Below are 26495 nucleotides of genomic sequence, written 5' to 3'. Positions count from 1 at the left end.
CCGGTTCAGGCCCCGCCGTAGCGTCGGGCCACGTAGTCGTCGATCACGCCCACGAAGTCGTCGGCGATGTTTTCGCCGCGCAGGGTCATGGCCTTTTCACCGTCGATGAAGATCGGCGCCGAGGGCGCTTCGCCGGTGCCGGGCAAAGAAATACCGATGTCGGCGTGACGGGATTCACCCGGGCCGTTCACCACGCAGCCCATCACGGCCAGCGACAGATTCTCGACGCCCGGATACTTCAGCTTCCACACCGGCATCTGTGCGCGCACGTGTTCCTGCACGCGTTGCGCCAGCACCTGGAAGAACTCCGAGGTGGTGCGTCCGCAGCCGGGACAGGCGGTGACCAGCGGCGTGAACGCACGCAAGCCCATCGTCTGCAGCAGCTCCTGGGCGACCTGCACTTCCAAGGTACGCGACGCGCCGGGCTCGGGCGTTAGCGAAATCCGGATCGTGTCGCCGATGCCTTCCTGCATCAGCACCGCGAGCGCGGCGGCGGACGCAACGATGCCCTTGCTGCCCATGCCGGCCTCGGTCAGACCCAGGTGCAGAGCGAAATCTGAGCGCGCCGCAAGGTCGCGATACACGGCGATCAGTTCCTGCACACCGCTGACCTTGGCCGAAAGCACGATGCGCTCAGGCGCCAGGCCAATCTCGACCGCGCGCGCGGCCGATTCCAGCGCCGACACCACCAGTGCTTCGCGCAGCACGCGGGCGGCGTCCCAGGGTTGGGCGCGGGCGGCGTTCTCGTCCATCAGTCGGGCGGCAAGCGCCTGGTCCAGGGAGCCCCAGTTCACGCCGATGCGAACCGGCTTTCCGAACTCGATCGCCTTTTCGACAATGGCGGCGAACTGGGTATCGCGCTTCCTGCCGAAACCGACATTGCCGGGATTGATGCGGTACTTCGCCAGCGCCTCGGCGCAGGCCGGCTCGGCCGCCAGCAGGCGGTCGCCGTTGTAGTGGAAGTCACCGACGATCGGCACCGGCACGTTCATCATGGCGAGCTTGTCGCGGATACGCGGTACTGCCGCGGCGGATTCGGGGTTGTTCACCGTCACCCGCACCAGCTCAGAGCCGGCGCGCCACAGCTCAGCCACTTGCTTGACGGTGGCATTGACGTCGGCGGTATCGGTATTGGTCATGGACTGCACCACCACCGGTGCGCCGCCGCCAATCTGGACGCCGCCGACGACAACGCCGCGGGTATCGCGACGCGACTGTGCGCGAGCCTCACTCATGCGGCGGCCTCCGGCTGGCGTTCACCGAGCAGCACATAGTCACCGGCATTCACCAGCACCTCGACGTCGGGCAGCAGGTCGGCGCCGGTGCGCGCGAGTTCAGGGAAGTGGCTGGAGAGATCATGAATCACTTCGACCCGGCTTCCGGACTCGATCGCCGCGTTGGCGATGAAGCAGCGACCCGGCGTACCGTCGATCGGAAACACTTCGATCGCGCGGCTGACCTGGCGGTTGCCGCCGTCGGCGCTGACCACGCGCAGGGCCACCGCGCTTGAGCGCCGCGACACCAGCTCAACGCCGGCGGACAAACTGCCGTCATCCTCGTAGCGCAGCCAACGCATCACGCCCACCATCCAGACCTGCTCTTCGCCTTCATCGCCGAAGTTCAAGCCCACCAACTCACCGACGCGGGCACGCGCCTGCTCGGCGCTGGCCCAGACCATGCGATATCCGCCGAGGCTTTGGTCGAGCACCTTGCCGGTGAAGCGCGGCACCTTGGTCATGTTGGCGGCGCCCTGGGTCCAGGCCGCACCCGCCACCACGTGCACGGTGCCCTGCGCCGACTGCTTCATGAAGGTGTCAAAGTCACGTTGTCCAGCCAGGAAGTAATGCAGGCCACTCAGGCCCAGCACCGTGTCCAGGCGATGACCGGCCGGCAGACGCACCAGGCCGCGCGCGGCGATCTGCCCGAAGGCACGGCGCAAGCGGATCAACAGGTCGTTGCCCACCCGGAAACCTTGACCCGCGGCAGGAACTATCTCGGACTGGCCATCGCGCACGCGCGACAACGCGCGCTCGACTTCATCGGCGAAGGCGCGCAAGTCGAGCCACATGGAGTGCGACTCTTCCCCGGCCCCGGGGCCGCGGTCGGCATCATCGGGCACCGCAGGCGCCAGCTCGTCCGGCGTCTGCTCGACCAGGCCACAGCGTCCGGTGAAAGCGCGGGCAATCGGCCACAGGCTGTCCTGCTCAATCTGACCGAAGGCGTAAGGATTCACCGCCGCCAACAGCAGTGCTTGGACATAAAGGGTATTCACGTCGGTACTGGCGCCGCCCAGCTTGTCCTCGGCGACCTTGCGGTCGAGCTTGAGCTGTACGGCGAAACGGTGGACGCGATGCAGTCCCTGCCAGACACCGACGGAGGCCGGACGATAGATGCGCCAGGCCATCGCCAGCGCCCGCGCATAGTGCCAGGCCGCTCGCTCGAGCGCGGTCAGCACCGAACCACCGCGCAGGAAAGGAATATTTCCCGCCGGCGCACACAGGTCGGCCGCGGCGCGCCGATAGCCTTGCGCCAGCAGCACATGGAAGGATTCGGCGACCGCCGCCGCGCGCGCGGCATCGGCCGGAAGCGGAAGCGGACTGGCGTTGAACTGGCGCTCGAGCAGGGAAATCGATTCGAGCGCGACGCCGCGCAACTCCTCCAGCGCACCGAGCCGGGCGCCGCTATCGAGCCGCTGCGAGGCCAGGCTGGTCAGGGCCCGCGACAGTTCCTGCTCGGTGGCCAGGGCGTTGGCGCGCGGAAGCGCAGCAACCCAGGCCTTCACCTTTCTTGGTTCCGGCGCGAAGCCGGCGCCGCCGGTGGCGGCGGGCAAATCTTCACAAAGCCGCTGGTAGCTATCGCTCATGGGGTTTCCTCGTGGCCCGCACAGTTTAGACCGGGCCGGTGCCCGCGCCCTACCCCGGCCGTCCGCGCCCCGGGGTATCCTGTCCGGCCATCCTCCCGGCCGCCCATGTCTCAGCTTGCCCGCGAACGCCAGGTCCTGCGCCCGTCCCAGCTCAATGCGCTGGCGCGCGACCTGCTTGAGGGCAGCTTTCCGCAGGTTTGGGTCGAAGGCGAAATCAGCAATTTCTCGCGCCCGGCCTCCGGGCACGCCTATTTCACTTTGAAAGACGAACGGGCCCAGGTCCGCTGCGCGCTGTTCCGGGCCAAGGCCCAGACCCTGCGCTTCGCCCCCCGGGACGGCATGTTGGTACTGGCGCGCGGCCGGCTCACGCTCTACGAAGCCCGCGGCGACTACCAGCTGGTGCTCGATCATATGGAAGAGGCCGGCGAGGGCGAACTGCGGCGCGCGTTCGAAGAGCTCAAGGCGCGGCTCGCCGCCGAGGGTCTGTTTGCGACAGATCGCAAGCGGTCGCTGCCGGCCTTCCCGCGTCGCCTGGGCGTGATCACCTCACCGCGCGGCGCCGCGGTTCGCGACGTCCTGAGCGTGCTTGGCCGGCGCTTCCCGCTGCTGCCCGTGGACGTGCTGCCGGTGCCCGTGCAGGGCGACACCGCCGCTGCGCAGATCCTGGACATGCTTCGCCGCGCCGTGGCCTCCGGTCGATATGACGTGCTGCTGCTGACACGCGGCGGCGGCTCGTTGGAAGACCTGTGGGCGTTCAACGACGAAGCCCTGGCGCGTGCCATCGCCGCCTCGCCGGTACCGGTGGTGTCGGCCGTGGGGCATGAGATCGACACCAGCCTGAGCGACTTCGCCGCGGACCTTCGTGCACCCACGCCCTCGGCCGCCGCCGAACTCCTGGTGCCCGAACGCGGCGAACTGATGGCACGGCTGTCCCAGCGTCGCCGCCAGCTGCAGGCACTTTTCGAGCGCATGCACACCGCGCGCGCCCAGCGTGCCGACCAGGCCTTCCTGAAGCTGCAGGCGCTGCGTCCGCAGCTGAGGCTCGAGCGCGGTCGCGGGCGGCTGGCCGCCCTCGCGCATCGCTTGGGTCAGGCAGTGGACCAGAGCCTGGCCCTGCGAGCCGAGCGCAGCGCCCGCATCCTGCGTCGCCTGGACCAGCAGCATCCGAGCAGGCGCCTGCAGGCGCATCGCCATCGCCTGCAGATGCTGGGACAACAGCTGTCCACGATCCCCAAGCGCGTCCTGGAGCCGAGGCAGCTGCGTTTGGTCGGTCTGATGCGCGCGCTGGCCAGCGTCAGCCCGCTGGCCACGCTCGCGCGCGGCTACAGCATCCTGCGCGACGACAAGAGCGGCAAGCTGGTGCGGCGCGTTGACCAGGTTCGGCCGGGGGATCGGCTTCAGGCGCAGATGGCGGACGGAAAACTGCAGCTGCGGGTTGAGCCGGGCGACGACTGATCAGTCGTCCGATGGCGCCGGCGATGCCTTGTGGAAGGTAATGCCCGCGCCGCCACCCTGCTTGGCCAGATACATCGCCTCGTCTGCCCGGTGCAGCAGCAGTTCGGCGCTGTCAGCGTCCGCCGGAAACTGAGCAATGCCGACACTGGTGCCCACGTCGACCGAATGCTGGCCCACCGAAATCGGCTGCTGAACCGTCTCTCGAAGCCGCGCCGCCATCGCGCGCACCGCCTCCTGATCCATGTCCGGGCCCATCGGCACCAGCACCAGGAACTCATCGCCGCCCATGCGCGCGACCATATCGCCCGGCCGCACGGCCTCCACCAGTCGTTCGGCGAGCTCGGCCAACACCATATCGCCGGCGGCATGGCCATAGGTATCGTTGACCGGCTTGAACTTGTTCAGATCCAGCGACAGGAGCGCAAAGCCATCGCCGCCACGGCGCCCGCGGGCGATCATGCGGTCGAGGTGACGCAAGGCCCAACGTCGGTTTGGTAGTTGCGTCAGTGCATCGACGCCGGCCAAGTGCCGGATCCGCTCACGATCGTGCAGGATCCTGGCTACCGCCAGCGCCGCCAGCACGCCCAGGGCCAGGCGCAGCAGGAACAGCGGCGAAAGCCAAAGCTCGCGGTCATGCCAGCCCTCCCGCGGCACCGCCGAGATAAGCCAGCTGCCGCCGGGCAGGAAGACCGGGACCTTGACGGCGCGGGCATTGATCGGAAGACGCGCACCGCGGATCGGCGCGCCGCCGGGGCCGGCAGCATCGCGACCGATGATCGAGATCAGCAGGTCTTTCTCCAGCTTGTCGATGCCCGCGCGGCGGAGCATGCGCTCGTGGTCCAAGGCCATGGTGACGACACCCCAGAGCCGGGGCGCGTCGTCCACGCTCACCCACATCGGGATGCGTACCGCCAGCACCTGGCCGCCCTGCACGGCCTCGAACGGGCCGGCGAGCACGGGCTCGTCCAGTCGGATGGCCTGCATCACGCCCTGCTTCTGGTCGGGATCGGCGAGTAGGTCCAGGCCCAGCGCGTCCTCGTTGCCAGCCAGTGGGTAGATGCTGGTGATGACGAAACCGGGCGCCAGCGCCAGCGTGTTGATCTGCGGCTGGCCCCGCAGCAGCTGTTCCGAAATCGCCTGGAATTCGAGCTCAGAAATCCCCTCGTGCAGGACCACCTGCACCGCCAGGCCCCGCACCAGGGCAACGCTGGCATAGATGTCGGTTTCGAGTCGTGCGCGGAAATTGGACAACTCGGCTTGCACCGCCGCCTGCCGCTCGCTGAAGGCGCGGGCGCGCTCGGTCTCCAGGGCGTTGAAGCTGAAAGCCAGCCCCAGCGCCAATACCAGCAGGGCCGCTACCCAATGCCGACCGGGACGCAGCCAGCCGCCCCGGGGGCCGGTGGGACCACTGTCGTCGTGACTGTCGAGAAGGAGACGCATGGCCATGCCCGGAATTGTAGACCCGGACAGCACGGGCATGGACAACCTCGGCTGACCGACTTCTCCCGCATGCCCAAAGTCCGTAGGCTTCGACCCATGCAGGAGGAACCCACCGACGAAGCCTTGATGCTGGCCTACGGGACCGGCGACGTCGCCGCATTCCAGACCCTGTACTCGCGCCACCGGGGGCCGCTGTTCCGGCATCTGGCCCGACAGGTACGCGACACCGCACTGGCGGAAGAGTTCTTCCAGGACACCTGGCAACGCGTGATCACCGCCCGCGAACGCTATCGCCCGGAAGCGAAGTTCACGACCTGGCTGTACCAGATCGCCCACAACCGGGTCACCGACCACTGGCGGGCCAAACAGCACCGTCCCGAGGCGCCCGGCGACGCGACCGAGCTGGCCGAACGCATTCCTGACCCGGATTCGCCCGAACGCAGCCTGTCGGCCTTCGAGGAGCGCCGGCGCCTTCAACTGGCGCTGGAGGAACTGCCGGACGACCAGCGCGAGGTGATACTGCTGCGCCTGGAGCAAGAGCTGAGCCTGGAGGAGATCGGCGAGATCACCGGCGTCGGCCGGGAAACCGTGAAGTCCCGCCTGCGCTACGCGATGGACAAGCTACGCGCGAGGCTGAGGCCATGAGCGCTCAACCCCGTTTGCGCCACTGGCGCGTTGAACAAGGCACCACCCCAGACAGGAGCTCCACCATGCGCCCGCTACTGATCAGCTGCCTTGCCCTCGCCGTCGCCTCTGGTTGCGGCAAGAAATACGAGGACGTCCGTGCCGAGCAGGCGGCGAGCGCCGCCGACTCGGCCACCCTCGACGCCATCGCGGTTTCCGGCTCGCGGATCAACGAAACCCAGTCGCACCAGTACGCGCTCAGGCAAGCCCCGCCGGAGGCGCCGTCGCTGATGCCCTCGCCGCAGCCCGGGATAGCCCTGCCCGCGACCGCGCCGAACACCGAAAAATACGCCGAGTTCGAAGACAACGGCATCGTCCGCACCGACCAGAACGCCGTCTCCACCTTCTCCATCGACGTTGATACCGGCAGCTACAGCAATGTCCGCCGCATGCTCGGCCAGGGCCAATTGCCGCCCAAGGACGCCGTGCGGGTCGAGGAAATGATCAACTACTTCGACTACGGCTACGTGCCGCCGACCGACCGCAGCCAGCCTTTCAGCGTGCGCACCGAGCTCGCGCCTTCTCCCTGGCATCCCAAGCGGCTGCTGATGCAGGTCGGTATCCAAGGCTACGAAGTTGACGCTGCGCAGCTCCCGGCGTCGAACCTGGTGTTCCTGATCGATACGTCCGGCTCGATGAACTCCCCCGAGAAGCTGCCCCTGCTCAAGGAAAGCTTCCGGCAGATGGTGACCCAGCTGCGCGCCCAGGACCGCGTTTCCATCGTGGTCTACGCCGGCAGCGCCGGCCTCGTGCTGCCGCCCACGCCGGGTGATCGCCACGGCGAAATCCTGGCGGCCCTGGGCCAGCTGCAGGCCGGCGGCTCCACCAATGGCGGCCAAGGCATCGATTTGGCCTATGCAATGGCCAAGCAGGCCTTCATCGAAGGCGGCGTCAACCGGATCGTGCTGGCGACCGACGGCGACTTCAACGTCGGCATCTACGACCAGCGGGCGCTGGAAACCAAGGTCGAGAAGGGGCGCGAATCCGGTGTCGCACTGACCACGCTCGGTTTCGGCATGGGCAATTACAACGACGCCCTTGCCGAGCGGCTGGCCGACCTGGGCGACGGCAACCACGCCTACATCGACACGCTGATGGAGGGCCGGAAGGTGCTGGTGGATGAGATGGGATCGACCCTGCTCACCATCGCCAGCGACGTGAAGATCCAAATCGAATTCAATCCCGCCCAGGTCGCGGAGTACCGCCTGATCGGCTACGAAAACCGGGTACTGGCCCGCGAAGACTTCAACAACGACCAGGTCGATGCCGGCGAGATCGGCGCCGGCCACGACGTCACCGCGCTGTACGAGGTCTGCCTGGTCGGCATGGGCTGCGAGTCCAGCGACCCGCTGCGCTACGCCGCATCGACCGCGCCCGTTGCGCAGGGCAGCGAGCTCGCTTTCCTGAAGCTGCGCTACAAACTGCCGGGCAACGCACAAAGCGTGTTGATGGAACGCCCCGTCACGCGCGGCGATATGGGCACCGAGGCCAGCGAAGACCTACGCTTCGCAGCCGCGGTCGCCGCCTATGCCGATCTGCTGCGCGGCGGTGGCAACACCAACGGCTTCACTTGGGACCAGGTGGAGGCGCTGGCCCGCGGTGCCCGCGGCACGGACGCCTGGGGTTATCGTGGTGAATTCTTGCAACTGCTGGCACAGGCGCGCAGCCTGAGCCCCGCCCGCGATCCCGGGATCGCCATCAGCCAGGACTGAGCAAAGCCGTGACCCAGCCGCAGGACCCGCGCCAGCACCCGCTCCAGGACGATGAAATCGACCTGGCCCGGGTGCTGCGCGCCCTGCCGGCCGGGGAACCCTCGTCGCGGGTGGACGCTGCGATCCTGGCAGCGGCCAGCGACGCGGTCGCCGCCTCCCCGGGACGCCAGCCGCGTGCCCGCGCCTCCCGCCGCATCCTGCCCTGGCTGCCGACCTGGGCGATCGGCACCGCTGCCGCCGCGGTGTTGGCGGTCGGCATCGGCACCCAACTACGCCCGCCGCTGGCGCCCACGGTGTCGCCGCAGGCCGACCAGTCCGAGGCCTACCGCCCCCTGCCCGAAGCCCGGCCGCGGCTGCAGGTCGAACTTCCCGAACCCGAGGCAGCGCCTCTGTTGCTGCCGCCACCGTCGCCACCGCCGACCCAGCCGGCGCAGGTGCGTCGTCCAAGCCAGGCCCCGCTTTCCCCGCCAGCGGCGCCGCTGCCTCAGGCCAGCTACGCCGAACCGGCACCGATGGCCGATGCCGACGCTGCGAACGCATTCCCTGCGATGTCGGACACCGCCGAGAGCGAAGTCGAAGCAGGTATTTCGCTCGACAGTGTGACCGTCAGCGGCAGCCGGATAGCAGCGCCAGCGGAATCCGGCGACCAGGCACGGCGCCGGCACCAGGCAACGCATGCCGCACGTGCCGAGCAGCGCAGGCAGGCCGAGCGCGAATCACTGGCGCGAAATGGTCAGGCCCTCAGCGCCGCACCGCCCGTCGCCAAGGCAGAGGCGGCCGCCGAAACACAGCGGTTGGCCCTGCCGCCCGTGGCCGGCGATGCCGAACTGGCGCTGGACGCATGGTTCGATCGCATCCGTCTGCGCAGCGAACGCAAGGACCTCGCGGGCGCCCGCGAAAGCCTGGCGGCGCTGCGCCAGGCCTACCCGGACGCGGTGCTGCCCGACGACCTTGAATCCCTGCGCTGATGGCGGGAGAAACGCTGCAGGCACCGGCGAGCTTCCTGCTCGAAGCCCGTAAGAGCCGCTTCCTGGCCCGCGCTGCGCCAGTGGATTCGCCGGAACAGGCCCTGGACTGGCTGCATGAGATCGCCGACCCTCAGGCCACTCACAACTGCTGGGCCTACCGCATCGGCGCCGCCTACCGCTTCAGCGACGACGGCGAGCCCGGCGGCAGCGCCGGCCGCCCGATCCTGGCCGCTATCGAGGGCCAGGGCCTGGACCAGGTGATGGTGGTGGTCACCCGCTGGTACGGCGGCACCAATCTGGGCGTCGGGGGTCTGGTGCGGGCTTACGGTGGTTCGGCGGCGGAATGCCTGCGCACCGCACCGAGACGACCGCTGGTGGACTGGTGCCAGGTGACGCTAGACGCCGACTTCGCGCTATCGGGGCCGCTGCACGGCCTGTTTGACACCTTGGGCGCCCAGAAGCTTGAGGAAAGCTTCGACGAACATGGCCTGCACTTGCGTTTACGCCTTCCCGCCTCCAGCTTTGATGCCTTAGCCGACCGGCTGCGAGACCTCAGCCGAGGTGCCGCGCGCCTCCGGCGCCACGAGACCCCCGACGCATGAGCGATTCCTCCACGCCGCCACGCCCGCCGCTGAATTCGCTGCGCGGCCTGCTCCCCTTCCTGCGCCCGCACCGGCCATTGCTGGCTTGCTGGCTGGTGGCCCTGGCGCTGAGTTCGAGCGCCACGCTGCTGCTGCCGGTGGCGGTGAAATACATGATCGACCAGGGTTTCGTCGCCGGCAGTTCGGTTGATCGCTGGTTTGCCATGCTGTTTGCGGTGGCGGTGATGCTGGCGCTGGCGACGGCGGCGCGTTTTTACTTCGTGTCGCTGCTAGGCGAACGGGTTATCGCGGACCTGCGGCGTGCGCTTTACGGCCACCTGCTGTCTCTCGACCAGTCCTTCTTCGAGCGCACCCGCACCGGTGAGCTGCTTTCGCGGCTGTCTGCCGATACCGAACTGCTGCGCTCGGTGGTGGCCTCTAGCATGTCGGTGGCGCTGCGCAGCGGCATCACCGTATCCGGCAGCGCGATCATGCTGGCGGTGACCAGCCCGCGACTGGCGCTGTTCGCACTGCTCGGCATTCCGCTGGTGATCCTGCCGATGGTGGTGTCGGGCCGGCGCGTGCGCGGTGTCGCCAAGGACAGCCAGGACCGGGTTGCCGATGCCAATGCGCGCGCCGGTGAAACCCTGGGCGCGATGCACACGGTGCAAAGCTACGCCCGCGAAGACTATGAACGCGGCCGCTTCGGTAGCGCGGTGGATGTGGCGCTGGGCACCGCCCGCCGGCGTATCCGCCTGCAGGCGATGCTGACCGCGGTGGTGATCGTGCTGGTGTTCGGTTCGATCACGGCGGTGCTGTGGATAGGCGCCCAGGATGTCGTTGGCGGCAACATGACGCCGGGCACGCTGGGCCAGTTCGTGCTTTACGCGCTGCTGGGTGCCGGCTCGGTCGGTGCGCTGACCGAAGTCTGGGCCGAAGTGCAGCGCGCTGCCGGCGGCATGTCCCGGATCAACGAGCTGCTGCAGGAGCGCTCCGACCTGGCCATGCCCACGCAGCCGGGCGCGCTGGCCGAGCCGGTGCGTGGCGACATCGTGATCGAAGGCGTGCGTTTCCATTACCCCAGCCGCCCCGACACCCCCGCGCTCGACGACTTCAGCCTGTCGGTGGCGCCGGGTGAAACGGTCGCCCTGGTCGGCCCTTCCGGGGCCGGCAAGAGCACGGTATTCCAGCTGCTGCTGCGCTTCCACGACCCGGAAGCGGGAAGGATCAGCGTGGACGGCGTTGACCTGCGCCAACTCGAGCCCACCGCGCTGCGCCGCCACGTGGCGCTGGTGCCGCAGGACCCGATGATCTTTGGCGCGAGCGCGCGTGAAAACATCCGCTATGGCCGGCTCGAGGCCAGCGCCGCCGAGATCGAGGCCGCGGCCCGCAGCGCCGAGGCCCACGACTTCCTGTCGGCCCTGCCGCTGGGCTACGACAGCGAACTGGGCGAACGCGGCGCGCGGCTCTCCGGCGGCCAGCAACAGCGCCTGGCGATCGCCCGGGCGCTGCTCAAGGACGCGCCGATCCTGCTGCTCGATGAAGCCACCAGCGCCCTGGACTCACAGAGCGAACACGCCGTGCAGCAGGCGCTGGAGCGGCTGATGCGCGGCCGCACCACGCTGGTCATCGCCCATCGCCTCGCCACCGTGCTCAAAGCCGATCGCATCGTGGTCATGGACCAGGGCCGCATCGTCGCCCAGGGCACGCACGCCGAGCTATTGGCGCAGGGCGGGCTCTATGCCGAGCTGGCGCGGCTGCAGTTCGATCATTAAAGGGCCTGGCGCGGCTGGCGTGAGCAAGCACGCGCCGGCACCGGACTAGGCAAGCAAAGCCTCGAACAAACCCGGCAGGGCGGCGCTGGCAGCGTCCACGTTCGCGAGCACTTCCGCCAGGGTGATTTCCCCGTCGTCGCTGCAGCCCGCGGCCCAGTTGGCCACGACCGCCAGGCAGGCGTAGTCCAGGCCCAGTTCGCGAGCCAGGCCGGCCTCGGGCATGCCGGTCATACCGACCAGGTCGCAGCCGTCGCGGCGCATGCGCGCGATCTCGGCGCGCGTTTCCAGCCGCGGCCCCTGGGTCGCGCCGTAGCAGCCGCCGTCCAGCACCGGCGCACCCGCGCGCGCGGCGGCGGCCAAAACCTCGGCCCGGAGCGACGGCGTATAGGGTTCGCCGAAATCAACGTGCAGCACCTCACCGCCCTCGCCGTCCCAGAAACTGGCAGCGCGGCCCCAGGTGTAGTCAATCAGTTGATCGGGCAGCGCCAGCACGCGTGGCCCGAAGCGTTCAGTAATGCCACCGACCGTGTTGATGGCCAGCACCCGGCTCGCGCCCAATTGTTTGAGCTGCCAGAGATTGGCGCGATAGTTCACCCGGTGCGGCGGCAGCGAGTGGCCCTCGCCGTGGCGGGCGAGGAAAGCGACGCGGCGGCGGCCGATGGTGCCTAGCCGCACCGGGCCCGAGGTCGCACCCCAGGGCGTCTGGCCTTCGATGGCGTCGGCGTTCTCGAGGCTGGCGAGGCGGTAGACACCGGTGCCACCAATCACGGCCAGGTCAATCGCGTCCATGTCAGTCTCCCAGCGCGTAGATCGCGGGCAGGTTGCGACCCTGTTCGTGGTAATCCATGCCATAGCCGTAGACGTAGCGATCGGGCACCGCGAGCGCCACATGGTCGGCGGCGATGCCGTCGACGCAGCGATCATGCTGCTTCACCGCGAGCACGGCGATGCGCACTTCGATCGCGCCCTCGTCTTCGCACCACTGCTTCACGGCCTTGAGCGTGTGGCCTTCATCGAGGATATCGTCGGCCAGCAGCACTTTGCGGCCGCGCAGCGAGGTGGCGGGACGATGCAGCCAGGCCAGGCCCGACCCGGTGAGGGCGCCGCGATAGCGGCTGGCGTGCAGGTAGTCGAACTCCAGGTCAAGCTTCATCGCCATCGCCAGCTGCGCGGCGAAGGGCAGCCCGCCGTGCATGATGGTCAGATAGACCGGCCGATCGCCCTCCGCGTAAGCGGCGTCTATTTCGGCGGCGATGCGCTGGATCTCACGCTCGATTCGCTCGCGGTCGAACAGCAACTCCGACGCCGCCAGCGCCTGCGTCAATGACTTCGGCATCTCAGGCCACTCCTTTCTGGTGGGCGGACACGCGCTCGCAGGTCGGGGCATAGCTTGCGTCGGCCAACAGTCCGTCCCAGCCGCCGCTGCCGCGGCCCAGCAGGGACGTGATCGGAAGCGTGTCGGAGCCGCTGCGGCTGTCCATCGCCACGAGCGAATCCTCGACCAGGGCCGGCGCGCACACCAAGACCACGTCGCAGCCAGCGTCCAGGTGGGCGTCAATGCGCGACTTCACGCCGCCGGCCGACTCGGCGGCCGCCATGCCGATGTCGTCGGAAAACACCACGCCGCGGAAACCCATGTCCCCACGCAGGATTCCCTTGATCCAGCGCGACGAGTAGCCGGCCGGCTCGGGCGCGACCGCCGGATACTTCACGTGCGCCATCATCACCGCATCGGCCCCCGCCTCAATACCGGCGACGAAGGGCAGCAGGTCGCTGGCCTGCAGCTGGTCCAGCGACCTCGGGTCGACCGCGTCATCAAAATGCGTGTCCTCCAGTACCGACCCGTGACCCGGGAAATGCTTCAGGGTCGCCGCCATGCCGGCCGCGTGCATGCCGGCGACATAGGCGCGGGTGAACTCGGCGACGATGTCAGGGTCGGCGTGGAAGGCCCGGTTGCCGATGGCCAGGTTGCCGCGGCCCAGGTCCACCACCGGTGCAAAGCTCAGGTCGACGCCCGAGGCACGGATCTCGCTGGCCATCAGCCAGGCGTGGTCACGGGCCAGGCGCAGCGCCGCGTCAGGATCGCGCGCATGCAGCTGCCCATAGCCCTCGAGCGGGGGCAGCGGATGGTAGCCGGTGCGGAAGCGCTGGACGCGGCCGCCTTCCTGGTCCACGCAGATCAGCTGCGGGCGCGGTGCGGCGGCGCGGATGGCGGCCGACAACTCAGCGACCTGTTCACGCGAAGCAAAGTTTCGGGTGAACAGGATCACGCCTGCCACCGCGTCGTGCTGCAGCCACTCGCGCTCGCGGGCGTCGAGTTCGTGGCCGCTGATTCCAATCACCAGCATCAGTGCTGCTCCTGTGCGCTCCAGCGCGAATACGGACGCTCGGCGAGCGCCAGATTGTAGTAGCGAAGTTCATCGGTCACTTCCACGCCCAGCCAGCCGGGGCGCGGATAGGCCTGGTCGGCGGAGGCGAGTTCGAGCTCGGCGACGACCAGGCCATCGTTGTCGCCACCGAATTCGTCCACTTCGAAGGTGTGGCCGTCAACCTCGACGTAGTGCCGGATCTTGTCAATGCGCCCACCAACGCAGAGCGCCAGCAGCGCGTCGGCATCGGCGACCGGGATCGGGTAGTCGAACTCCTGCCGAGTGGTGCCCAGCTCGCGCGACTTGAGGTTCAGGAAGGCCTGCTGGCCGGCGATGCGCACGCGCACCGAGGCGTTCTGGCGCCCGTCGCGCAGCGCGCCCATGTCGTTGATATAGCCCTGGGCGATGCGCACGGAGCGACTGGCCGCCGCGCGCCACGCGTCACCGGCAACACGGAACTTGCGCTCGATCTCGATGCCCACGCCCTACTCCTGCTTCTCGAACAATGCGATGGACTCAACGTGCGCCGTCTGCGGGAACATGTCCATCGCTCCGGCGGCCCGCAGTGTGTAGCCACGCTCACGCACCAGGAAACCCGCGTCGCGCGCCAGCGAACCCGCGTGGCAGGACACATAGACGATGCGCCGGATGCCTTCGAGCGGCAGCTGCGCCAGCACTTCGGCCGCGCCGGCGCGCGGCGGGTCGAGCAGCAGCTTGTCGAAGCCGGCCTGCATCCAGGGCTCGGCCGAAAGGTCCTTGGCGAGATCGGCGGCATGGAACGCGACGTTGTCCAAGCCGTTCTTGGCCGCGTTGGCGCGGGCGCGGGCGACCAGACCGGCGTCACCCTCGACGCCCACCGCCTGCCCCACCCGCTTGGCCAGCGGCAGGGTGAAGTTGCCCAGGCCGCAGAACAGGTCCAGCACGCGGTCCTGCGGCTGCGGATCGAGCAGGTCCAGCGCGGAAGCGATCATCTGCGCGTTGAGTCCGGCATTGACCTGGATGAAGTCGAGCGGGCGGAAATCCAGCGACAGATCGTGCCCGGGAATGGCGAAGGACAGCGGCACGAGCTCGGGCCACAGCGCCTTCACCGTATCCACGCCGCCGGGCTGCAGGAACACGGCAAAGCCGGTCGCTTTGGCAAAGTCGAGCAAGCGCCCAAGGTCGTCCGCCGATAGCGGTTCAAGATGACGGAACACGAGCGCCACGGCCTCGTCGCCGGCGATGAATTCGATCTGCGGCAGGGTGCGCTTGCCGTCCAGGCTGTCCACCAGGGCCGCAATTTCCGGAATGCGCAGACCAATCGACGGCACCACCGTGTAGCAAACGGACAGGTCGGCGACGAAGCGCGGGTTGGTTTCCCGGAACCCGACCAGAACCTTGCCCTTCTTCTCGACGTAGCGCACCGAGAAACGGCCCTTGCGACGATAGCCCCAGGCCGCGTCAACCAGTGGCGGCAGCAGCCTCTCTGGCTCGACCTGGCCAATGCGCAGCAGGTTGTCGGTCAGCACCGCCTGCTTGGCCTCGATCTGGCGCGAAGGCTCAAGATGCTGGAGCACGCAGCCGGCGCAGGTGCCGAAATGCGGGCAGCGCGCCGGCACCCGATCGGGCGACGCCTGGAGCACCTCGAGCGTCCGGGCTTCGTCGAAATGGCGGTTGCGTCCGGTTTGCTCTACCCGCACGGTCTCGCCCGGCAGCGCGCCGGCCACGTAGACCGCCTTGCCCTCGCGACGACCCACACCGCGACCGTCGTGCGCGAGTTCAGTGACCTCGATTTCGAAGATTTGATGCAGCTTTGAGCGAGAACGAGCCACGGGCGGGACCAAACGGAACGGGGCGCGGATTGTCGCAAATCCGCGCCCCGCTTGCTGGTTGCGGCGGCCCGGCGCCGGGGCGCCGGGTTCGGGCCTGAAGGCCCGCCTACACCGACTATTTCTGCTTCCAGCTGCCGTCGGCGGCCTGGTACCACCAGCCGGCACGGGCGCTGGTCACCCACTGCTTGGCGAAGGTTTCGCGGATCTGGCCTTCCCACTCCGGATGACCGTTGGCCACGGCGATTTCGCGATAGACCGCATCGCGGTCACGATTTTCCTCGGCCACCAGCTGGTTCACGCCAACACGGTCCTTGAGCCCGACCTGGGTGGCGTCGCGCAGGACCACGCGGCCATCCCGGCCAAAGCCCACCGCACCGGAGTCAAAATGCGGCTTGAGGCTGGACTGGAAACGAGCCTCCATGCGCGATTGGATCGCCTGGATTGCCGGCGTGCGCAGGGTGATGTCCACCTGCTGGGCATGGGCGCTGGAAATAAACAGCGAGGCGATGCTGAAGCCTTCGCGCACCGGCGCCTGGAAGGACTGCGGGTTGCCGCCGGGTGCGGCGTCCTCGCCCAGCACCTTTTCGACAAACTCCTCGGCCGCCTGCTGCGCCTCGGCCGCCGGGAAATAAACGTTGATGGTGACGCAGGCGCCCAGGGCCAGCACGCCGACCGCGAGCAGGGACGACAACAGGTAACGCGACTTTGGCTTGCCCATGACACTCTCCTTCATTGGATGACCGGAACCTGACCCTCGGTGGCCGCCTTCAGGCGATCCACCAGGGTCGGCCAATCGACCTGGCGGCGGAAGCCCACCACCTGGATGCGTGGCAGGCCGGAACCTTCGACGATGGTATAGCCATCACCGGCTGAACTGACACCGTCCATCGCACAAACATTGTCCCGCAGGCGGCAGGCCAGCCCGATCCGGGCGTAACCGAAGTCGTCGAACAGCTTCAGCACCTGCGTCTGCAGGCCCGCGACCAGCCCGGCACCGCCGACCTTGGAAATGTCCTCGACGGCGCGTTGGCTGATCCGACGCCGCCCCTTCCAGGCCTCGTCCGTCGCCAGCCGGGCATCGAAGGCGACCGGCGACCAGTCCACCATGCGCAGACCGGTGATGCTGCCGTCGAGGCGGCCGGTAATGCTGCCGAATCCGAACGCGGCGGTCATCGGCTCCATGTCGATGTCTTCGATGGCGATGTCGGCAGACAGGGTCGGGGCAACGCCGAACGGTCGCTCCATCACCAGCGAGGACAGCGCGACACTGCCGCCGAACACGTCCATCGCCAGACCACCGTCGAGGGTTAGCACGTTGTCCTCGAAGCGCGCCGACGGAATGCGCCCGCCCAACTGGCCAGTGAACGGTGGCCAGCCAAGACGCTGCGACAGGCTGCCCAAATCCAGGGCATCGAGCGTCAGACCGAGCTGGAAGCGCGTGCGCTGCGAATCGGTCGGTGCCTGCCAGCGCAGTTCATCCAGGCCGATGCTGCCGCCCAGGACGGCGATCTGCGCGGCGTCCCGCAGCCGCAACTCACCGCCCATACTACGGAACGCCAGGCTGGCCGGGCCCAATCCGATGCCGTAAAGCGCGCCGCCTTCAATCGCCAGCACGCTATCGAGCGCGTCCGCGCCCAGGGTCCACTTCAGGTCGCCGCCGAGTCCGGACAGCGCGAATCGCTGGCGCGGGTCAACCGCATTGACCCCCTTCAGGAATACCGACATTTGCCGCGCACGGCCTTCATGCAGTTCGATTCGGGCGCTGGCGTGACCCGAGAGCACCATGTCCGGAAAACCCGCCGGCGACAGGAAGCCGGAGAGATAGCGATCCCGCGCGATCGCAAGATCGCCCAGCGACAATTCGAGCGAAAGATCGCGCAGGCTGGCGTCTTCTGCCAGCAGCGCCTGGCCGCTGGCCTGCAGCACCTTGCCGTCGCGCCAAGACAGTTCCGGCAGGCGCCAGCCGGCCTCGCCGCTGCGTTCGGCCAAAACATGCATATCGACCGGCGTACTCGGCAGCTGTGCATAGAGCCCCTGCGCCAGGAATTCGCCGCCGCGGCTGCGCAGATCAACCTGCACGCGCTGTCGACCCGCCTGCTCGCGGTAGCCAAGCTCGAGCGTGGCCTGCAGGCCCGCGGCCGCCAGCCAGCCGTCCGGCGTTTCCAGGCCCACATCCGCCAGGTTCAGCGCGGTATCCACTTGGAAGGGACCGTCCGCGGGCACCGAGATGTCGATGCGTCCACTCAGCTCACCGGCCGTCCACTGGCCGTCGGCCCAGATTCCGGCTAGGAACTCGGCCAGCCAGTCGACCGGGACGCGCGCGAGCTCGAGCCGGTGCCGGTCGGGCGCGGCGGCGATGGATTGGTAGGAAATCCGGCGCACGCCGACGGCGAGTTCCGCGCGAGTCGCTGCCGGCGAAAGCTCAAGCGACAGGACATGCGTGGCGCCACCTGCAACCTGCAGCCCGCCCCGGCACGACCAGCGGCCATCGTCCTGGCGCTGAAGCGGGCAGCGCCAGACCAGATCGCGGCCGCGATAGCCCAGGAGCGGCATTTCCGCGTTGCTGACGCGCAGTTCCAGCGTTCCGCTCGCCTCCTCGTCTGACCAGGCCAGCCGCAGGCTGACGCCCTTGAGCGTGGCCACTTCGCTGCGCACCGCGTCCACTTCGGCGCGCAGCACCCTGGCCTGCGACGGCAGCGTCGCGAGCAGGAGACTACACAGAAGCATCTTGCCGAGCGTGGCGGGTCGCCGCATGCTGCCAGCATAGTGGTTTTGGACGATGGGATTAAATGGCAACCGCGATGAACCCCCGCCTGCTGCTGGTCGAAGACGATGCCGTCAGCGCCGCCTTCCTGTCCCAGGCGCTGGCGCCCCTGCCGCTGCGGCTGGCCCTGGCCAGCGATCTGGCGCAGGCGCGGGCACTGGCCGATGAACGCGACGTCCTTTGGGTATTCGATGCCCGCCTGCCCGACGGTCGCGGCGATGCGCTGCTGGCCGAACTACGCGCCCTCGGCTTCACCGTCCCGGCCCTGGCTCTCACCGCCGAGGACGATCCGGCGGTTCTGGCCGCACTGGGCGCCGCCGGGTTCGCGGCGGTGCTGGCGAAGCCGATCAGCGCGATTGCGCTGCGTCAATTGGTAGCGGCGACGATCGCTGCGTCCCTGCCCCGCTGGGACGATGAGGCCGCGCTGTCGGCACTGGGCGGCGAGCCGGCAACCGTGCTGGCGCTGCGAAAGCTGTTCCTCAAGGAACTCCCGGGCCAGGCCGATGCGATCGCGACGGCCTGGTCCGGTCGCGACGACGGCAACCTGCGCGAGCACCTGCACCGCCTCAAAGCCAGCTGCGCCTTCGTCGGCGCCGCCGCCCTGCTCGATGCGGTGCGGGCCCTGCACGCTGCGCCCGCCGACGCCGGAACGCATGCGCGCTTCCAGGCTGAGGCAGCGGCCATGGTGGTCGCCGATCAGTCCTGACCGATCCGGGCCAGCTCGGACAACAGGCCCCAGGACTTGAGCTTCTGCGGTCCAAGGTGGGTCTGCAGGACGCCGCGCATCGCGCTGCGCAGTTCGGCCAACTGCTCTGGCGGCGGCAGCCGGTCATCGGCCAGCGCCAGCAGCGCGGCACCACTGGTTGAGCCGGCGCCGTGGGCGCGGTCGCGGACCGGGCCGCGTTCGGCGTCTAACCGGTAGCGGCCCGCCGGGTCAACGCGTTCGCCGTCCTCGTCCTGGTCCAAGGGCAGGCCGTAGCCAAGCAGTTCCAGCAGATCACGCTCGAAGCGACGCAGAGTCCAGGCCAAGGGCCCGGCGCCGGACAGCGCCGCGCGCAGTTCGCCGTAGCGCGTATAGAGCTCGGCCGCCGGATCCTGGCGCGGCAGCAGCCGCAGCACCAGTTCGTTGACGTAAAACGCCGCCATCAGGGCGTCGCCGTGCAGCATGGCACCGGCGTCGAGCGCCTCGGCCTGCACCAGCCGCGCCAGCTCGCCGCGCGGCAGGAAGTCGACCCGGATTGACTGCAGCGGCTGCAGGGCCGCACGCAGCGGATGGCGCTTGGCGCCCTGCACGCCGCGGGCAACGACCGCCACCCGGCCGTGGTCGCGGGTGAGCAGCTCGACGATCAGGCTGGTTTCGCGCCAGGCCCGGGCGTGGAGCACAAAGGCGGGCTGGGCCCGGACCTGCATTTTAGTCGCTGTAGCCGAAGCGTCGCAGCGCAGCCTCGTCGTCAGACCAGCCCTCGCGAACCCGGCACCAGGTTTCCAGGAAAACCTTGCGGCCGAACAGGTTTTCCATGCCGTGGCGGGCGCTGGTGCTGATCGCCTTCATGCGCTCGCCGCCCTTGCCGATCACGATCGGCTTCTGGCCCTCTCGCTCCACCCAGACCACGGCGGCGATGCGCAGCATTTCGCCGTCGAGCTCGAATTTCTCGATTTCCACGGTGGCCGAGTACGGCAGCTCGTCGCCCAGGCGCAGCATCAGCTGCTCACGTACCAGCTCGCCGGCAAGGAAGCGCTCGCTGCGATCGGTGATCTCGTCTTCCTCGTAGCTCGGCGGAGCTTCGGGCACATGCGCAAGCAGGGTCTTGATCAAGCCGTCGAGCCCACGCTTCTTCAGCGCGGACAGCGGGTAGACGGCGCTGAACTCCCGGTCCTTGGTCACCTCGGCGATGAAGGGCAGCAAGGCGCCTTTGTCGGTGATCTTGTCGACCTTGTTGATCACCAGCACGCAAGGTACGCCGGCATCGTGCAGGGCCCGGTAGGCCAGCGCATCGTCGTCGGTCCAGCGGCCGGCCTCGACCACCAGCATGGCCGCGTCGACGCCTTCGACCGCGCCACGGGCGGCGCGATTCATCATGCGGTTCATCGCCCGTTTCTGCTGGCCGTGGATGCCCGGCGTATCGACCAGCAGCAGCTGGCCTTCCGGGAAGGTAGCGATGCCCAGCATGCGGTGGCGGGTGGTCTGCGGCCGCGGCGAGACGATGCTCACCTTGGCGCCCACCATCGCATTGACCAGGGTGGACTTGCCGACATTGGGTCGGCCAAGCACGGCGATGGTGCCGGCGCGATGGGCGGCCGGACCGGTGGCGGTTTCGGTGTTCACTTTTTCTCCAGTCTCGCCAGCACGCGTTCGGCAGCGAGTTGTTCGGCGGCACGCAGGGCGGGCCCTTCGGCCTGCTCGGCCAGTTCGGGCTCACTGGTTTCACAGCTGACCAGGAAGATGCGGGCGTGGTCGTCGCCGCGCGTTTCGAGCAAACGATAGTCAGGACGGGGCAGCTGCCGGCCCTGCAGCCACTCCTGGAGTCGGGTCTTGGGGTCTTTTTCGACCTTGCCGGTCGGCAGGCTGGCCATCAACGGCTCAAACCAAGGCAGCACCGTGTCGCGACAGGCCTCGAAGCCGGCGTCCAGGTGGATGGCCGCGACCACGGCCTCCAGGGCATCGGCAAGGATGGAGTCGCGGCGGTGGCCGCCGCTCTTGAGTTCGCCGGGACCCAGTTCAATGCGGTCGCCCAGCTCCAGTTCGCGAGCAATCCCGGCCAAGGCCGACTCCCGCACCAGCGCCGCACGCGCCCGGGTCAGGATGCCCTCGTCGGCTTTGGGCCAGCGGGCATACAGGGCGTTGGCGACGATCAGGTTGACCAGGGCATCGCCCAGGAATTCCAGGCGCTCGTTGTTCGGCGCCCCGGCGCTGCGGTGCCGGAGGGCCTGCTGCAGCAGTTCGGGGTGGCGAAAGGCGTGTTGGAGCCGATCAGCCACCCGTGCCCGTACCGCTGAGGTCGGCCACGTGCTCGAAATTGCCCACAACATCGAGGTTGAACATGAGGGGCTTGCGCACTTCGTAGGAGATTTTCATCTGCATGCCACGACCCTGCGCCGCGCGCTCGATCTTCATGTTCTCGCGCTTCACCGACTCCACGTAGGCGATATTGAAGCGCCGCTCAAGGTCGGCCCAGGCCTGGGGCGGAGTGCGGCTGGCCGAGTTCGGCTCGGCCGCATAGGCGTCGACGGCGGCCTTCATGTTCTGGAATTCGCTGTACATCGGGAAAAGCTTCATCGCCATCAGGGCAAAGAAGCCCACGACGACCAGGACGATGACGAAACTCATCAAGGTGATGCCTTTTTGCTTGCGTAGCATGGTCCTGTCCCCTGGGTTGATGCGGCTCATCGGATGGTATCGCCAATCCGGGTGTAGTCAAACGCTTCATTGCAGAACCAGCCCGAGCAGTTGAGCCAGACCAGGAAGGCCTTGCCGACCAGGTTCTGCTCCGGTACGAAGCCCCAATAACGGCTGTCTTCGCTCTGGTCGCGATTGTCGCCCATCACGAAGTAGTGGCCCGCCGGCACCACCCACTGGTTCTCCGCGCGCGGGTCGCTGTAGCGGCCGATCTCCAGGCTCAGGTGGGTTCGGCCCGGCTGGTCGTCCGTGCCGGGCAGGTCCACTTCGTACAGGCTGGCGCCGGTCATGGACCGCCCCTGGCCGCGGCCGATGTAGACCCCAGCTTCGCGCTTGGCCACGGGCTGGTCATTGATGAAAACCACCTGGTCCTTGAACGTGATGCGGTCACCCGGCAGGCCAACCACGCGCTTGATGTAGTCGGTGCCGGCCTTGGGATCATCGGGCGAGAAGCCCGGGTAGCGGAACACCACCACGTCGCCCCGTGCCGGCTGGCCCAGCGCCAGCACCTTGGTGTTCGCCACCGGCAGTCGCAGGCCATAGGTGAACTTGTTGACCAGGATGAAGTCGCCCACCAGCAGGGTCGGCATCATCGAGCTCGACGGGATGCGGAAGGGTTCGGCCACGAAGCTGCGCAGGCCCAGCACCAGGAAGATGATCGGGAACAGCGACTTGGCGTACTCGACCAGGACCGGGTCGGCCACGTCCTCGCCCTCGGCCTGCATCAGGCGGCGCTTGCGTGCGAACAACAGGGCGTCGATTAGCCAAATCAGGCCAGTCAACGCGGCCAGCACGGTCAGGATCAGGGCAAGGTCTATTTTCACGCGTCGTGTTTCCTCACGGCGGGGGCCGCTTACTTGTTGTCAGTCTGCAGCACGGCGAGGAAGGCTTCCTGCGGGATCTCCACGCGACCCACCTGCTTCATGCGCTTCTTGCCCTCTTTCTGCTTCTCGAGGAGCTTCTTCTTGCGGGTCGCGTCGCCGCCATAGCACTTGGCCAGCACGTTCTTGCGCATGGCCTTGACCGTGGAGCGCGAGATGATCTGCGAGCCGATGGCGGACTGGATGGCAACGTCGAACATCTGGCGCGGGATCAGCTCGCGCATCTTTTCACACACCTCGCGGCCGCGGCGGTCGGCGTGGCTGCGGTGCACGATCGACGACAGCGCGTCGACCTTGTCGCCGTTGATCAGCGTATCGATCAGCACGAATGGACCCGCCTCGAAGCGCTCGAAGTGGTAGTCGAGCGAGGCATACCCGCGCGACACCGACTTGAGCCGGTCGAAGAAATCCAGCACCACTTCGGCCATCGGCAGCTCGTAGCTGATCTGAACCTGTGACGCCATGTAATTGATGCCGATCTGCCGCCCGCGCTTCTCTTCGCACAGCTTGATCACATTGCCGACGTAGTCGGGCGGCGTCAGGATATTCGCGCGGATGATCGGCTCGCGGATTTCAGCGATCTTGGTAACCGGCGGGAGCTTGGACGGATTGTCCAGCGGCATGGTGCTGCCGTCGTTCATCAGCACCTCGTACACGACCGTGGGCGCGGTGGTGATGAGGTTGAGGTCGTATTCGCGTTCCAGGCGCTCCTGCACGATCTCCATGTGCAGCATGCCAAGGAAGCCGCAGCGGAAACCGAAGCCCATCGCGTCCGAGCTTTCCGGCTCGAAGCGCAGCGCGGCGTCGTTGAGCCGCAGCTTCTCCAGCGCCTCGCGCAGCGACGGATAGTCTTCGGCATCGACCGGAAACAGGCCGGCAAACACGCGCGGCTGCATTTCCTGGAAGCCCGGCAGCGGGCCCGGGGCCGGGTCGTTGGCCAGGGTCAGGGTGTCGCCCACCGGCGCGCCGTGCACGTCCTTGATGGATGCGTTGATCCAGCCCACTTCGCCCGCGCCCAGCTTGGCCAGGTCCTTGCGCTTGGGGGTGAACACGCCGACTTTGTCGACCTGGTGGGTGCGGCCGGTGGACATCACCAGCATCTTGTCACCGGGCTTGATCTCGCCCTGCATCACCCGCACCAGCGACACCACGCCCAGGTAGTTGTCGAACCATGAGTCGATGATCAGGGCCTGCAGCTTGTCGGTATCACGCGGCTTGGGCGGGGGAATGCGAAGCACGATGGCCTCGAGCACGTCGATCACGTTCAGGCCGGTCTTGGCACTGATGGCGACGGCATCCTCGGCGTCGATGCCGATCACCGCTTCAATCTCGGCCTTGACCTTCGGGATGTCGGCGGTGGGCAGGTCGATCTTGTTGATCACCGGCACCACTTCCAAGCCCTGCTCGACCGCGGTGTAGCAGTTGGCGACCGACTGCGCCTCGACGCCCTGGGCGGCATCCACCACCAGCAGCGCGCCTTCGCAGGCGGCCAGCGAGCGGCTGACCTCGTAGCTGAAGTCGACATGGCCGGGGGTGTCGATGAAGTTGAGCTGGTAGACCTGCCCGTCCTTCGCCGTGTACGGCAGCGACACCGACTGCGCCTTGATCGTGATCCCGCGCTCGCGCTCGATCGGATTCGAGTCGAGCACCTGGGCCTCCATTTCGCGCGCCTGCAGGCCGCCACAGATCTGGATGATGCGGTCGGCGAGCGTGGACTTGCCGTGGTCCACGTGGGCGATGATGGAGAAATTACGGATGTGATGCATGCGGGGAAAGGCTGCCGGTCGGTGGCGGTAAACGGCGGATTATCGCACAGCAGCGCCACTCCGGCCCGCCGCGGTGGCGGGCCGGCGGGCCGAAGCCCTCAGCGCAGCGTGAAGGTCACGAAACCGGTGCTGCGGGCGTTGCGCACCAGCAGCCGGACCTCGTCGCCGGAGGCCAGGTCCTTCACGGCGGCGTTGAACTCGGCGACCGTGCCGACATTGCTGCGCCCGACCTGCAAGATCACATCGCCCGAAGCCAGTCCGGCCTGGCGCGCGGCCAGTCCGACCACGCGGCCGACCAGCACGCCCTCGCCCGCCCGCAGGCCCAGGGCGCCGCGCGCCGACGGGTCCAGCTCCTCCACCACCACGCCCAGCGCGTTGCCGGCCGCCGGGGCCGGGGTGACGCGGTCGGCCGGGGCGGTCGGGGCCGCCGTGGCATCCAGGGCGGCCAGGGTCACGGCCAGATCCAGCGTCTTGCCATCACGCATCAGGGTGACGCTGGCGCGGCTGCCCGGCGGCATGGCGCCGACCATCGGCGGCAGCTCGGCCGAACGGCCGACCTCACGACCATTGAAGCGGGTGATCACGTCGCCCGGCCGGATGCCGGCCTTGGCGGCGGCGCTGCCGTTTTCGACCGAATCGACGAACGCACCGATCGGACGATCCAGGCCCAGCTCTTCCAGGCGCTCGCGATCCACGTCCTGGATACGCACGCCCAGCTGGCCACGCACCACCTTGCCGGTGTCGCGCAGCTGGCGCACGGCGTTCATGGCGACCTCGATCGGGATGGCGAAGCTGACACCCATGTAGCCGCCCGAGTTGGAGAAAATCTGCGAGTTGATGCCGACCACTTCGCCGCGGGTGTTGAGCAGCGGACCGCCGGAGTTGCCGCGATTGATCGCCACGTCGGTCTGGATGAAGGGAACGTACTGCTGGCTCGGATCAAGCGACCGGCGGCCGACGCCACTGACGATGCCAGCGGTGACCGAATGCTCGAACCCGAACGGCGAACCGATTGCAAGCACCCACTGGCCGGCCTTGAGTCCGCGGGAATCGCCGATCTTCAGCACCGGCAGGCCGCTGCCCGTGACCTTGAGCAGGGCCACGTCCGACAGCGGATCACTGCCGACCAGCTCGGCCCGCAGCTCGCTGCGGTCGTTGAGGCGCACGACGATGTCGGTCGCGCCTTCCACCACGTGGTGGTTGGTGAGCACGTAACCATCGGCCGAAATGATGAAGCCCGAACCCTGCGACATGCCGCCGCGCGGGCTCGCCTCGGGGCGTCCCGGCATACCGGGCTGGCCAAAGAACCGACGGAAGAACTCCGGCATATCCTCGGGCGTCGGCGGCGCCGTCTGGGCACCTGCGTCGGCGTCGCCAGCGTCCGGCGCACCGCCGATCCTGGCCTCGATATTGACCACCGCCGGACCGGTGCGCTCAACCAAACGGGTGAAGTCGGGCAGTTGCACCAGCGGTGCGGGCTCGGGGGCACTGGCTTCCTGCGCCTGCACGAGTGGCATCGGCAGCAGCAGGACGACGGCGAGGACAAGTCGGAACGAAGGGCTCATGGGCAATCACTCGGGCAGGAGGGTGGGATGGCGCTGGCGGCTGGCAGCAGCCGCGGCGCGGGCAAGTGGCGTTTGGAGGCCAGCACGGCCAGAAAAGTTCCCGACAGCAGCCCGGCCAAGGTCAGCAGGTCGCGACCGGCGGGCCAGGCGGCGCCGAGCGCATACCCCAGCACGGCCCCTAGCAGCAGCCCCAGCAGCGCGCGGCCATAGCCCTGCCAGGCGGCGCGGCGCAAGGCTTCGTCGTCCAAGGCCAGGCGAAAACGTTCGCCGGGAACGCACTGCACGCCCGCAGGCACCTGCAGCGCGAATCCACCGGCCGCCGACGTGGCGAACAGGTTGCAGCGACCGGCACAGCCACCCTGGCAGCCGTCACACTGGTCGCCCAGCAGGCGCAGCTGCAGCGCTTGGCCGTCGGCGGCGATCACCTCCACCTCGCGCTCAGCCATGGGCATCCAGCGTACGCA

Annotated in this window: 25 protein-coding genes; 7 read left to right on the top strand and 18 right to left on the bottom strand. The window is 68.2% G+C overall.

Annotated features, from left to right (window positions below):
* Window positions 1–5 precede the first annotated feature (5 nt).
* Complete coding sequence (gene ispG, locus ACYVGY_RS12855; protein ID WP_460457897.1) at window positions 6–1235, bottom strand: flavodoxin-dependent (E)-4-hydroxy-3-methylbut-2-enyl-diphosphate synthase; 1230 nt, start codon at window positions 1233–1235, stop codon at window positions 6–8.
* Window positions 1232–2863: a hypothetical protein gene (locus ACYVGY_RS12850; protein WP_460457896.1), complete on the bottom strand. Its 1632-nt coding sequence runs from the start codon at window positions 2861–2863 to the stop codon at window positions 1232–1234. Before ACYVGY_RS12850 ends, ispG begins: the two co-directional genes overlap by 4 nt.
* Window positions 2864–2968: 105 nt before the next feature.
* Here ACYVGY_RS12850 and xseA point away from each other — a divergent pair, with 105 nt between their 5' ends.
* The gene (gene xseA / locus ACYVGY_RS12845; protein WP_460457895.1) at window positions 2969–4318 is read left to right on the top strand and encodes an exodeoxyribonuclease VII large subunit; all 1350 of its coding nucleotides are present in this window, start codon (window positions 2969–2971) and stop codon (window positions 4316–4318) included.
* On the opposite strand, the gene ACYVGY_RS12840 is transcribed toward xseA, so the two are convergent.
* Window positions 4319–5764 carry a diguanylate cyclase domain-containing protein gene (locus ACYVGY_RS12840; protein WP_460457894.1) on the bottom strand — a complete coding sequence of 482 codons (1446 nt, stop codon included), beginning with the start codon at window positions 5762–5764 and terminating at the stop codon, window positions 4319–4321.
* 90 nt (window positions 5765–5854) lie between these two features.
* Between ACYVGY_RS12840 and ACYVGY_RS12835 the strand changes: the two genes are divergently transcribed.
* From ACYVGY_RS12835 to ACYVGY_RS12815, 5 genes are all read left to right on the top strand, one after another.
* Window positions 5855–6403, top strand: coding sequence for an RNA polymerase sigma factor (locus ACYVGY_RS12835; RefSeq protein ID WP_460457893.1), 549 nt, complete (start codon window positions 5855–5857; stop codon window positions 6401–6403).
* A 65-nt stretch (window positions 6404–6468) separates the two neighbouring features.
* Window positions 6469–8154: a vWA domain-containing protein gene (locus ACYVGY_RS12830; protein WP_460457892.1), complete on the top strand. Its 1686-nt coding sequence runs from the start codon at window positions 6469–6471 to the stop codon at window positions 8152–8154.
* An 8-nt stretch (window positions 8155–8162) separates the two neighbouring features.
* Window positions 8163–9122: a hypothetical protein gene (locus ACYVGY_RS12825; RefSeq protein ID WP_460457891.1), complete on the top strand. Its 960-nt coding sequence runs from the start codon at window positions 8163–8165 to the stop codon at window positions 9120–9122.
* Entirely contained in the window at window positions 9122–9724 is a 603-nt protein-coding gene (locus tag ACYVGY_RS12820) for an IMPACT family protein (protein WP_460457890.1), read from the top strand. The genes ACYVGY_RS12825 and ACYVGY_RS12820 overlap by 1 nt, the downstream gene beginning before the upstream one ends.
* On the top strand, window positions 9721–11478 hold the full coding sequence (locus tag ACYVGY_RS12815; protein WP_460457889.1) for an ABC transporter transmembrane domain-containing protein: 1758 nt from the start codon (window positions 9721–9723) through the stop codon (window positions 11476–11478). Before ACYVGY_RS12820 ends, ACYVGY_RS12815 begins: the two co-directional genes overlap by 4 nt.
* 45 nt (window positions 11479–11523) lie before the next feature.
* On the opposite strand, the gene ACYVGY_RS12810 is transcribed toward ACYVGY_RS12815, so the two are convergent.
* The 7 genes from ACYVGY_RS12810 to ACYVGY_RS12780 form a co-directional block, all read right to left on the bottom strand.
* Complete coding sequence (locus ACYVGY_RS12810) at window positions 11524–12267, bottom strand: S-methyl-5'-thioinosine phosphorylase (protein ID WP_460457888.1); 744 nt, start codon at window positions 12265–12267, stop codon at window positions 11524–11526.
* Between the two features lies 1 nt (window position 12268).
* On the bottom strand, window positions 12269–12814 hold the full coding sequence (locus ACYVGY_RS12805) for a hypoxanthine-guanine phosphoribosyltransferase (RefSeq protein ID WP_460457887.1): 546 nt from the start codon (window positions 12812–12814) through the stop codon (window positions 12269–12271).
* 1 nt (window position 12815) lies between these two features.
* The gene (gene nagZ / locus ACYVGY_RS12800; RefSeq protein ID WP_460457886.1) at window positions 12816–13826 is read right to left on the bottom strand and encodes a beta-N-acetylhexosaminidase; all 1011 of its coding nucleotides are present in this window, start codon (window positions 13824–13826) and stop codon (window positions 12816–12818) included.
* Window positions 13826–14329, bottom strand: a complete 504-nt coding sequence (locus ACYVGY_RS12795; RefSeq protein WP_460457885.1) for a CYTH domain-containing protein — start codon at window positions 14327–14329, stop codon at window positions 13826–13828. Before ACYVGY_RS12795 ends, nagZ begins: the two co-directional genes overlap by 1 nt.
* A gap of 3 nt (window positions 14330–14332) precedes the next feature.
* Window positions 14333–15658, bottom strand: a complete 1326-nt coding sequence (gene rlmD / locus ACYVGY_RS12790) for a 23S rRNA (uracil(1939)-C(5))-methyltransferase RlmD (RefSeq protein ID WP_460457884.1) — start codon at window positions 15656–15658, stop codon at window positions 14333–14335.
* Window positions 15659–15773: 115 nt separating this feature from the next.
* Window positions 15774–16376: a YdbL family probable chaperone protein gene (locus tag ACYVGY_RS12785; protein WP_460457883.1), complete on the bottom strand. Its 603-nt coding sequence runs from the start codon at window positions 16374–16376 to the stop codon at window positions 15774–15776.
* An 11-nt stretch (window positions 16377–16387) separates the two neighbouring features.
* Window positions 16388–18412 carry a hypothetical protein gene (locus tag ACYVGY_RS12780; RefSeq protein WP_460457882.1) on the bottom strand — a complete coding sequence of 675 codons (2025 nt, stop codon included), beginning with the start codon at window positions 18410–18412 and terminating at the stop codon, window positions 16388–16390.
* 47 nt (window positions 18413–18459) lie between these two features.
* Between ACYVGY_RS12780 and ACYVGY_RS12775 the strand changes: the two genes are divergently transcribed.
* On the top strand, window positions 18460–19128 hold the full coding sequence (locus ACYVGY_RS12775; RefSeq protein ID WP_460457881.1) for a response regulator: 669 nt from the start codon (window positions 18460–18462) through the stop codon (window positions 19126–19128).
* On the opposite strand, the gene recO is transcribed toward ACYVGY_RS12775, so the two are convergent.
* From recO to ACYVGY_RS12735, 8 genes are all read right to left on the bottom strand, one after another.
* On the bottom strand, window positions 19119–19832 hold the full coding sequence (gene recO, locus ACYVGY_RS12770; protein ID WP_460457880.1) for a DNA repair protein RecO: 714 nt from the start codon (window positions 19830–19832) through the stop codon (window positions 19119–19121). The two genes, ACYVGY_RS12775 and recO, sit on opposite strands and share 10 nt — an antisense overlap.
* 1 nt (window position 19833) lies before the next feature.
* Window positions 19834–20748: a GTPase Era gene (gene era / locus ACYVGY_RS12765; protein ID WP_460457879.1), complete on the bottom strand. Its 915-nt coding sequence runs from the start codon at window positions 20746–20748 to the stop codon at window positions 19834–19836.
* Entirely contained in the window at window positions 20745–21452 is a 708-nt protein-coding gene (gene rnc / locus ACYVGY_RS12760) for a ribonuclease III (protein ID WP_460457878.1), read from the bottom strand. Before rnc ends, era begins: the two co-directional genes overlap by 4 nt.
* Complete coding sequence (locus ACYVGY_RS12755) at window positions 21394–21810, bottom strand: DUF4845 domain-containing protein (RefSeq protein WP_460457877.1); 417 nt, start codon at window positions 21808–21810, stop codon at window positions 21394–21396. The genes rnc and ACYVGY_RS12755 overlap by 59 nt, the downstream gene beginning before the upstream one ends.
* Entirely contained in the window at window positions 21807–22637 is an 831-nt protein-coding gene (lepB, locus tag ACYVGY_RS12750; RefSeq protein ID WP_460457941.1) for a signal peptidase I, read from the bottom strand. Before lepB ends, ACYVGY_RS12755 begins: the two co-directional genes overlap by 4 nt.
* A gap of 35 nt (window positions 22638–22672) precedes the next feature.
* Entirely contained in the window at window positions 22673–24466 is a 1794-nt protein-coding gene (gene lepA / locus ACYVGY_RS12745; RefSeq protein WP_460457876.1) for a translation elongation factor 4, read from the bottom strand.
* A gap of 98 nt (window positions 24467–24564) precedes the next feature.
* Window positions 24565–26031, bottom strand: a complete 1467-nt coding sequence (locus tag ACYVGY_RS12740; protein WP_460457875.1) for a Do family serine endopeptidase — start codon at window positions 26029–26031, stop codon at window positions 24565–24567.
* On the bottom strand, window positions 26028–26477 hold the full coding sequence (locus tag ACYVGY_RS12735) for a SoxR reducing system RseC family protein (protein WP_460457874.1): 450 nt from the start codon (window positions 26475–26477) through the stop codon (window positions 26028–26030). Before ACYVGY_RS12735 ends, ACYVGY_RS12740 begins: the two co-directional genes overlap by 4 nt.
* Window positions 26478–26495: the final 18 nt, after the last annotated feature.

Source organism: Arenimonas alkanexedens, from assembly GCF_054781355.1.
Note: the sequence above shows the minus strand (reverse complement) of the source record. Positions and strands in the feature narration are given on the sequence as shown.

What these genes read in the sequence shown, in the direction of transcription:
- ACYVGY_RS12840 (WP_460457894.1), bottom strand. Translation starts at nt 5,764, where the DNA reads ATGGCCATGCGTCTCCTTCTCGACAGTCACGACGACAGTGGTCCCACC.
- ACYVGY_RS12775 (WP_460457881.1), top strand. Translation starts at nt 18,460, where the DNA reads ATGAACCCCCGCCTGCTGCTGGTCGAAGACGATGCCGTCAGCGCCGCC.
- ACYVGY_RS12835 (WP_460457893.1), top strand. Translation starts at nt 5,855, where the DNA reads ATGCAGGAGGAACCCACCGACGAAGCCTTGATGCTGGCCTACGGGACC.
- nagZ (WP_460457886.1), bottom strand. Translation starts at nt 13,826, where the DNA reads ATGCTGGTGATTGGAATCAGCGGCCACGAACTCGACGCCCGCGAGCGC.
- ACYVGY_RS12785 (WP_460457883.1), bottom strand. Translation starts at nt 16,376, where the DNA reads ATGGGCAAGCCAAAGTCGCGTTACCTGTTGTCGTCCCTGCTCGCGGTC.
- rnc (WP_460457878.1), bottom strand. Translation starts at nt 21,452, where the DNA reads ATGTTGTGGGCAATTTCGAGCACGTGGCCGACCTCAGCGGTACGGGCA.
- ACYVGY_RS12805 (WP_460457887.1), bottom strand. Translation starts at nt 12,814, where the DNA reads ATGCCGAAGTCATTGACGCAGGCGCTGGCGGCGTCGGAGTTGCTGTTC.
- xseA (WP_460457895.1), top strand. Translation starts at nt 2,969, where the DNA reads ATGTCTCAGCTTGCCCGCGAACGCCAGGTCCTGCGCCCGTCCCAGCTC.
- ACYVGY_RS12830 (WP_460457892.1), top strand. Translation starts at nt 6,469, where the DNA reads ATGCGCCCGCTACTGATCAGCTGCCTTGCCCTCGCCGTCGCCTCTGGT.
- ACYVGY_RS12810 (WP_460457888.1), bottom strand. Translation starts at nt 12,267, where the DNA reads ATGGACGCGATTGACCTGGCCGTGATTGGTGGCACCGGTGTCTACCGC.
- ACYVGY_RS12780 (WP_460457882.1), bottom strand. Translation starts at nt 18,412, where the DNA reads ATGCGGCGACCCGCCACGCTCGGCAAGATGCTTCTGTGTAGTCTCCTG.
- ACYVGY_RS12850 (WP_460457896.1), bottom strand. Translation starts at nt 2,863, where the DNA reads ATGAGCGATAGCTACCAGCGGCTTTGTGAAGATTTGCCCGCCGCCACC.
- lepA (WP_460457876.1), bottom strand. Translation starts at nt 24,466, where the DNA reads ATGCATCACATCCGTAATTTCTCCATCATCGCCCACGTGGACCACGGC.
- ACYVGY_RS12820 (WP_460457890.1), top strand. Translation starts at nt 9,122, where the DNA reads ATGGCGGGAGAAACGCTGCAGGCACCGGCGAGCTTCCTGCTCGAAGCC.
- recO (WP_460457880.1), bottom strand. Translation starts at nt 19,832, where the DNA reads ATGCAGGTCCGGGCCCAGCCCGCCTTTGTGCTCCACGCCCGGGCCTGG.
- ACYVGY_RS12815 (WP_460457889.1), top strand. Translation starts at nt 9,721, where the DNA reads ATGAGCGATTCCTCCACGCCGCCACGCCCGCCGCTGAATTCGCTGCGC.
- ACYVGY_RS12755 (WP_460457877.1), bottom strand. Translation starts at nt 21,810, where the DNA reads ATGAGCCGCATCAACCCAGGGGACAGGACCATGCTACGCAAGCAAAAA.
- ispG (WP_460457897.1), bottom strand. Translation starts at nt 1,235, where the DNA reads ATGAGTGAGGCTCGCGCACAGTCGCGTCGCGATACCCGCGGCGTTGTC.
- ACYVGY_RS12740 (WP_460457875.1), bottom strand. Translation starts at nt 26,031, where the DNA reads ATGAGCCCTTCGTTCCGACTTGTCCTCGCCGTCGTCCTGCTGCTGCCG.
- ACYVGY_RS12735 (WP_460457874.1), bottom strand. Translation starts at nt 26,477, where the DNA reads ATGGCTGAGCGCGAGGTGGAGGTGATCGCCGCCGACGGCCAAGCGCTG.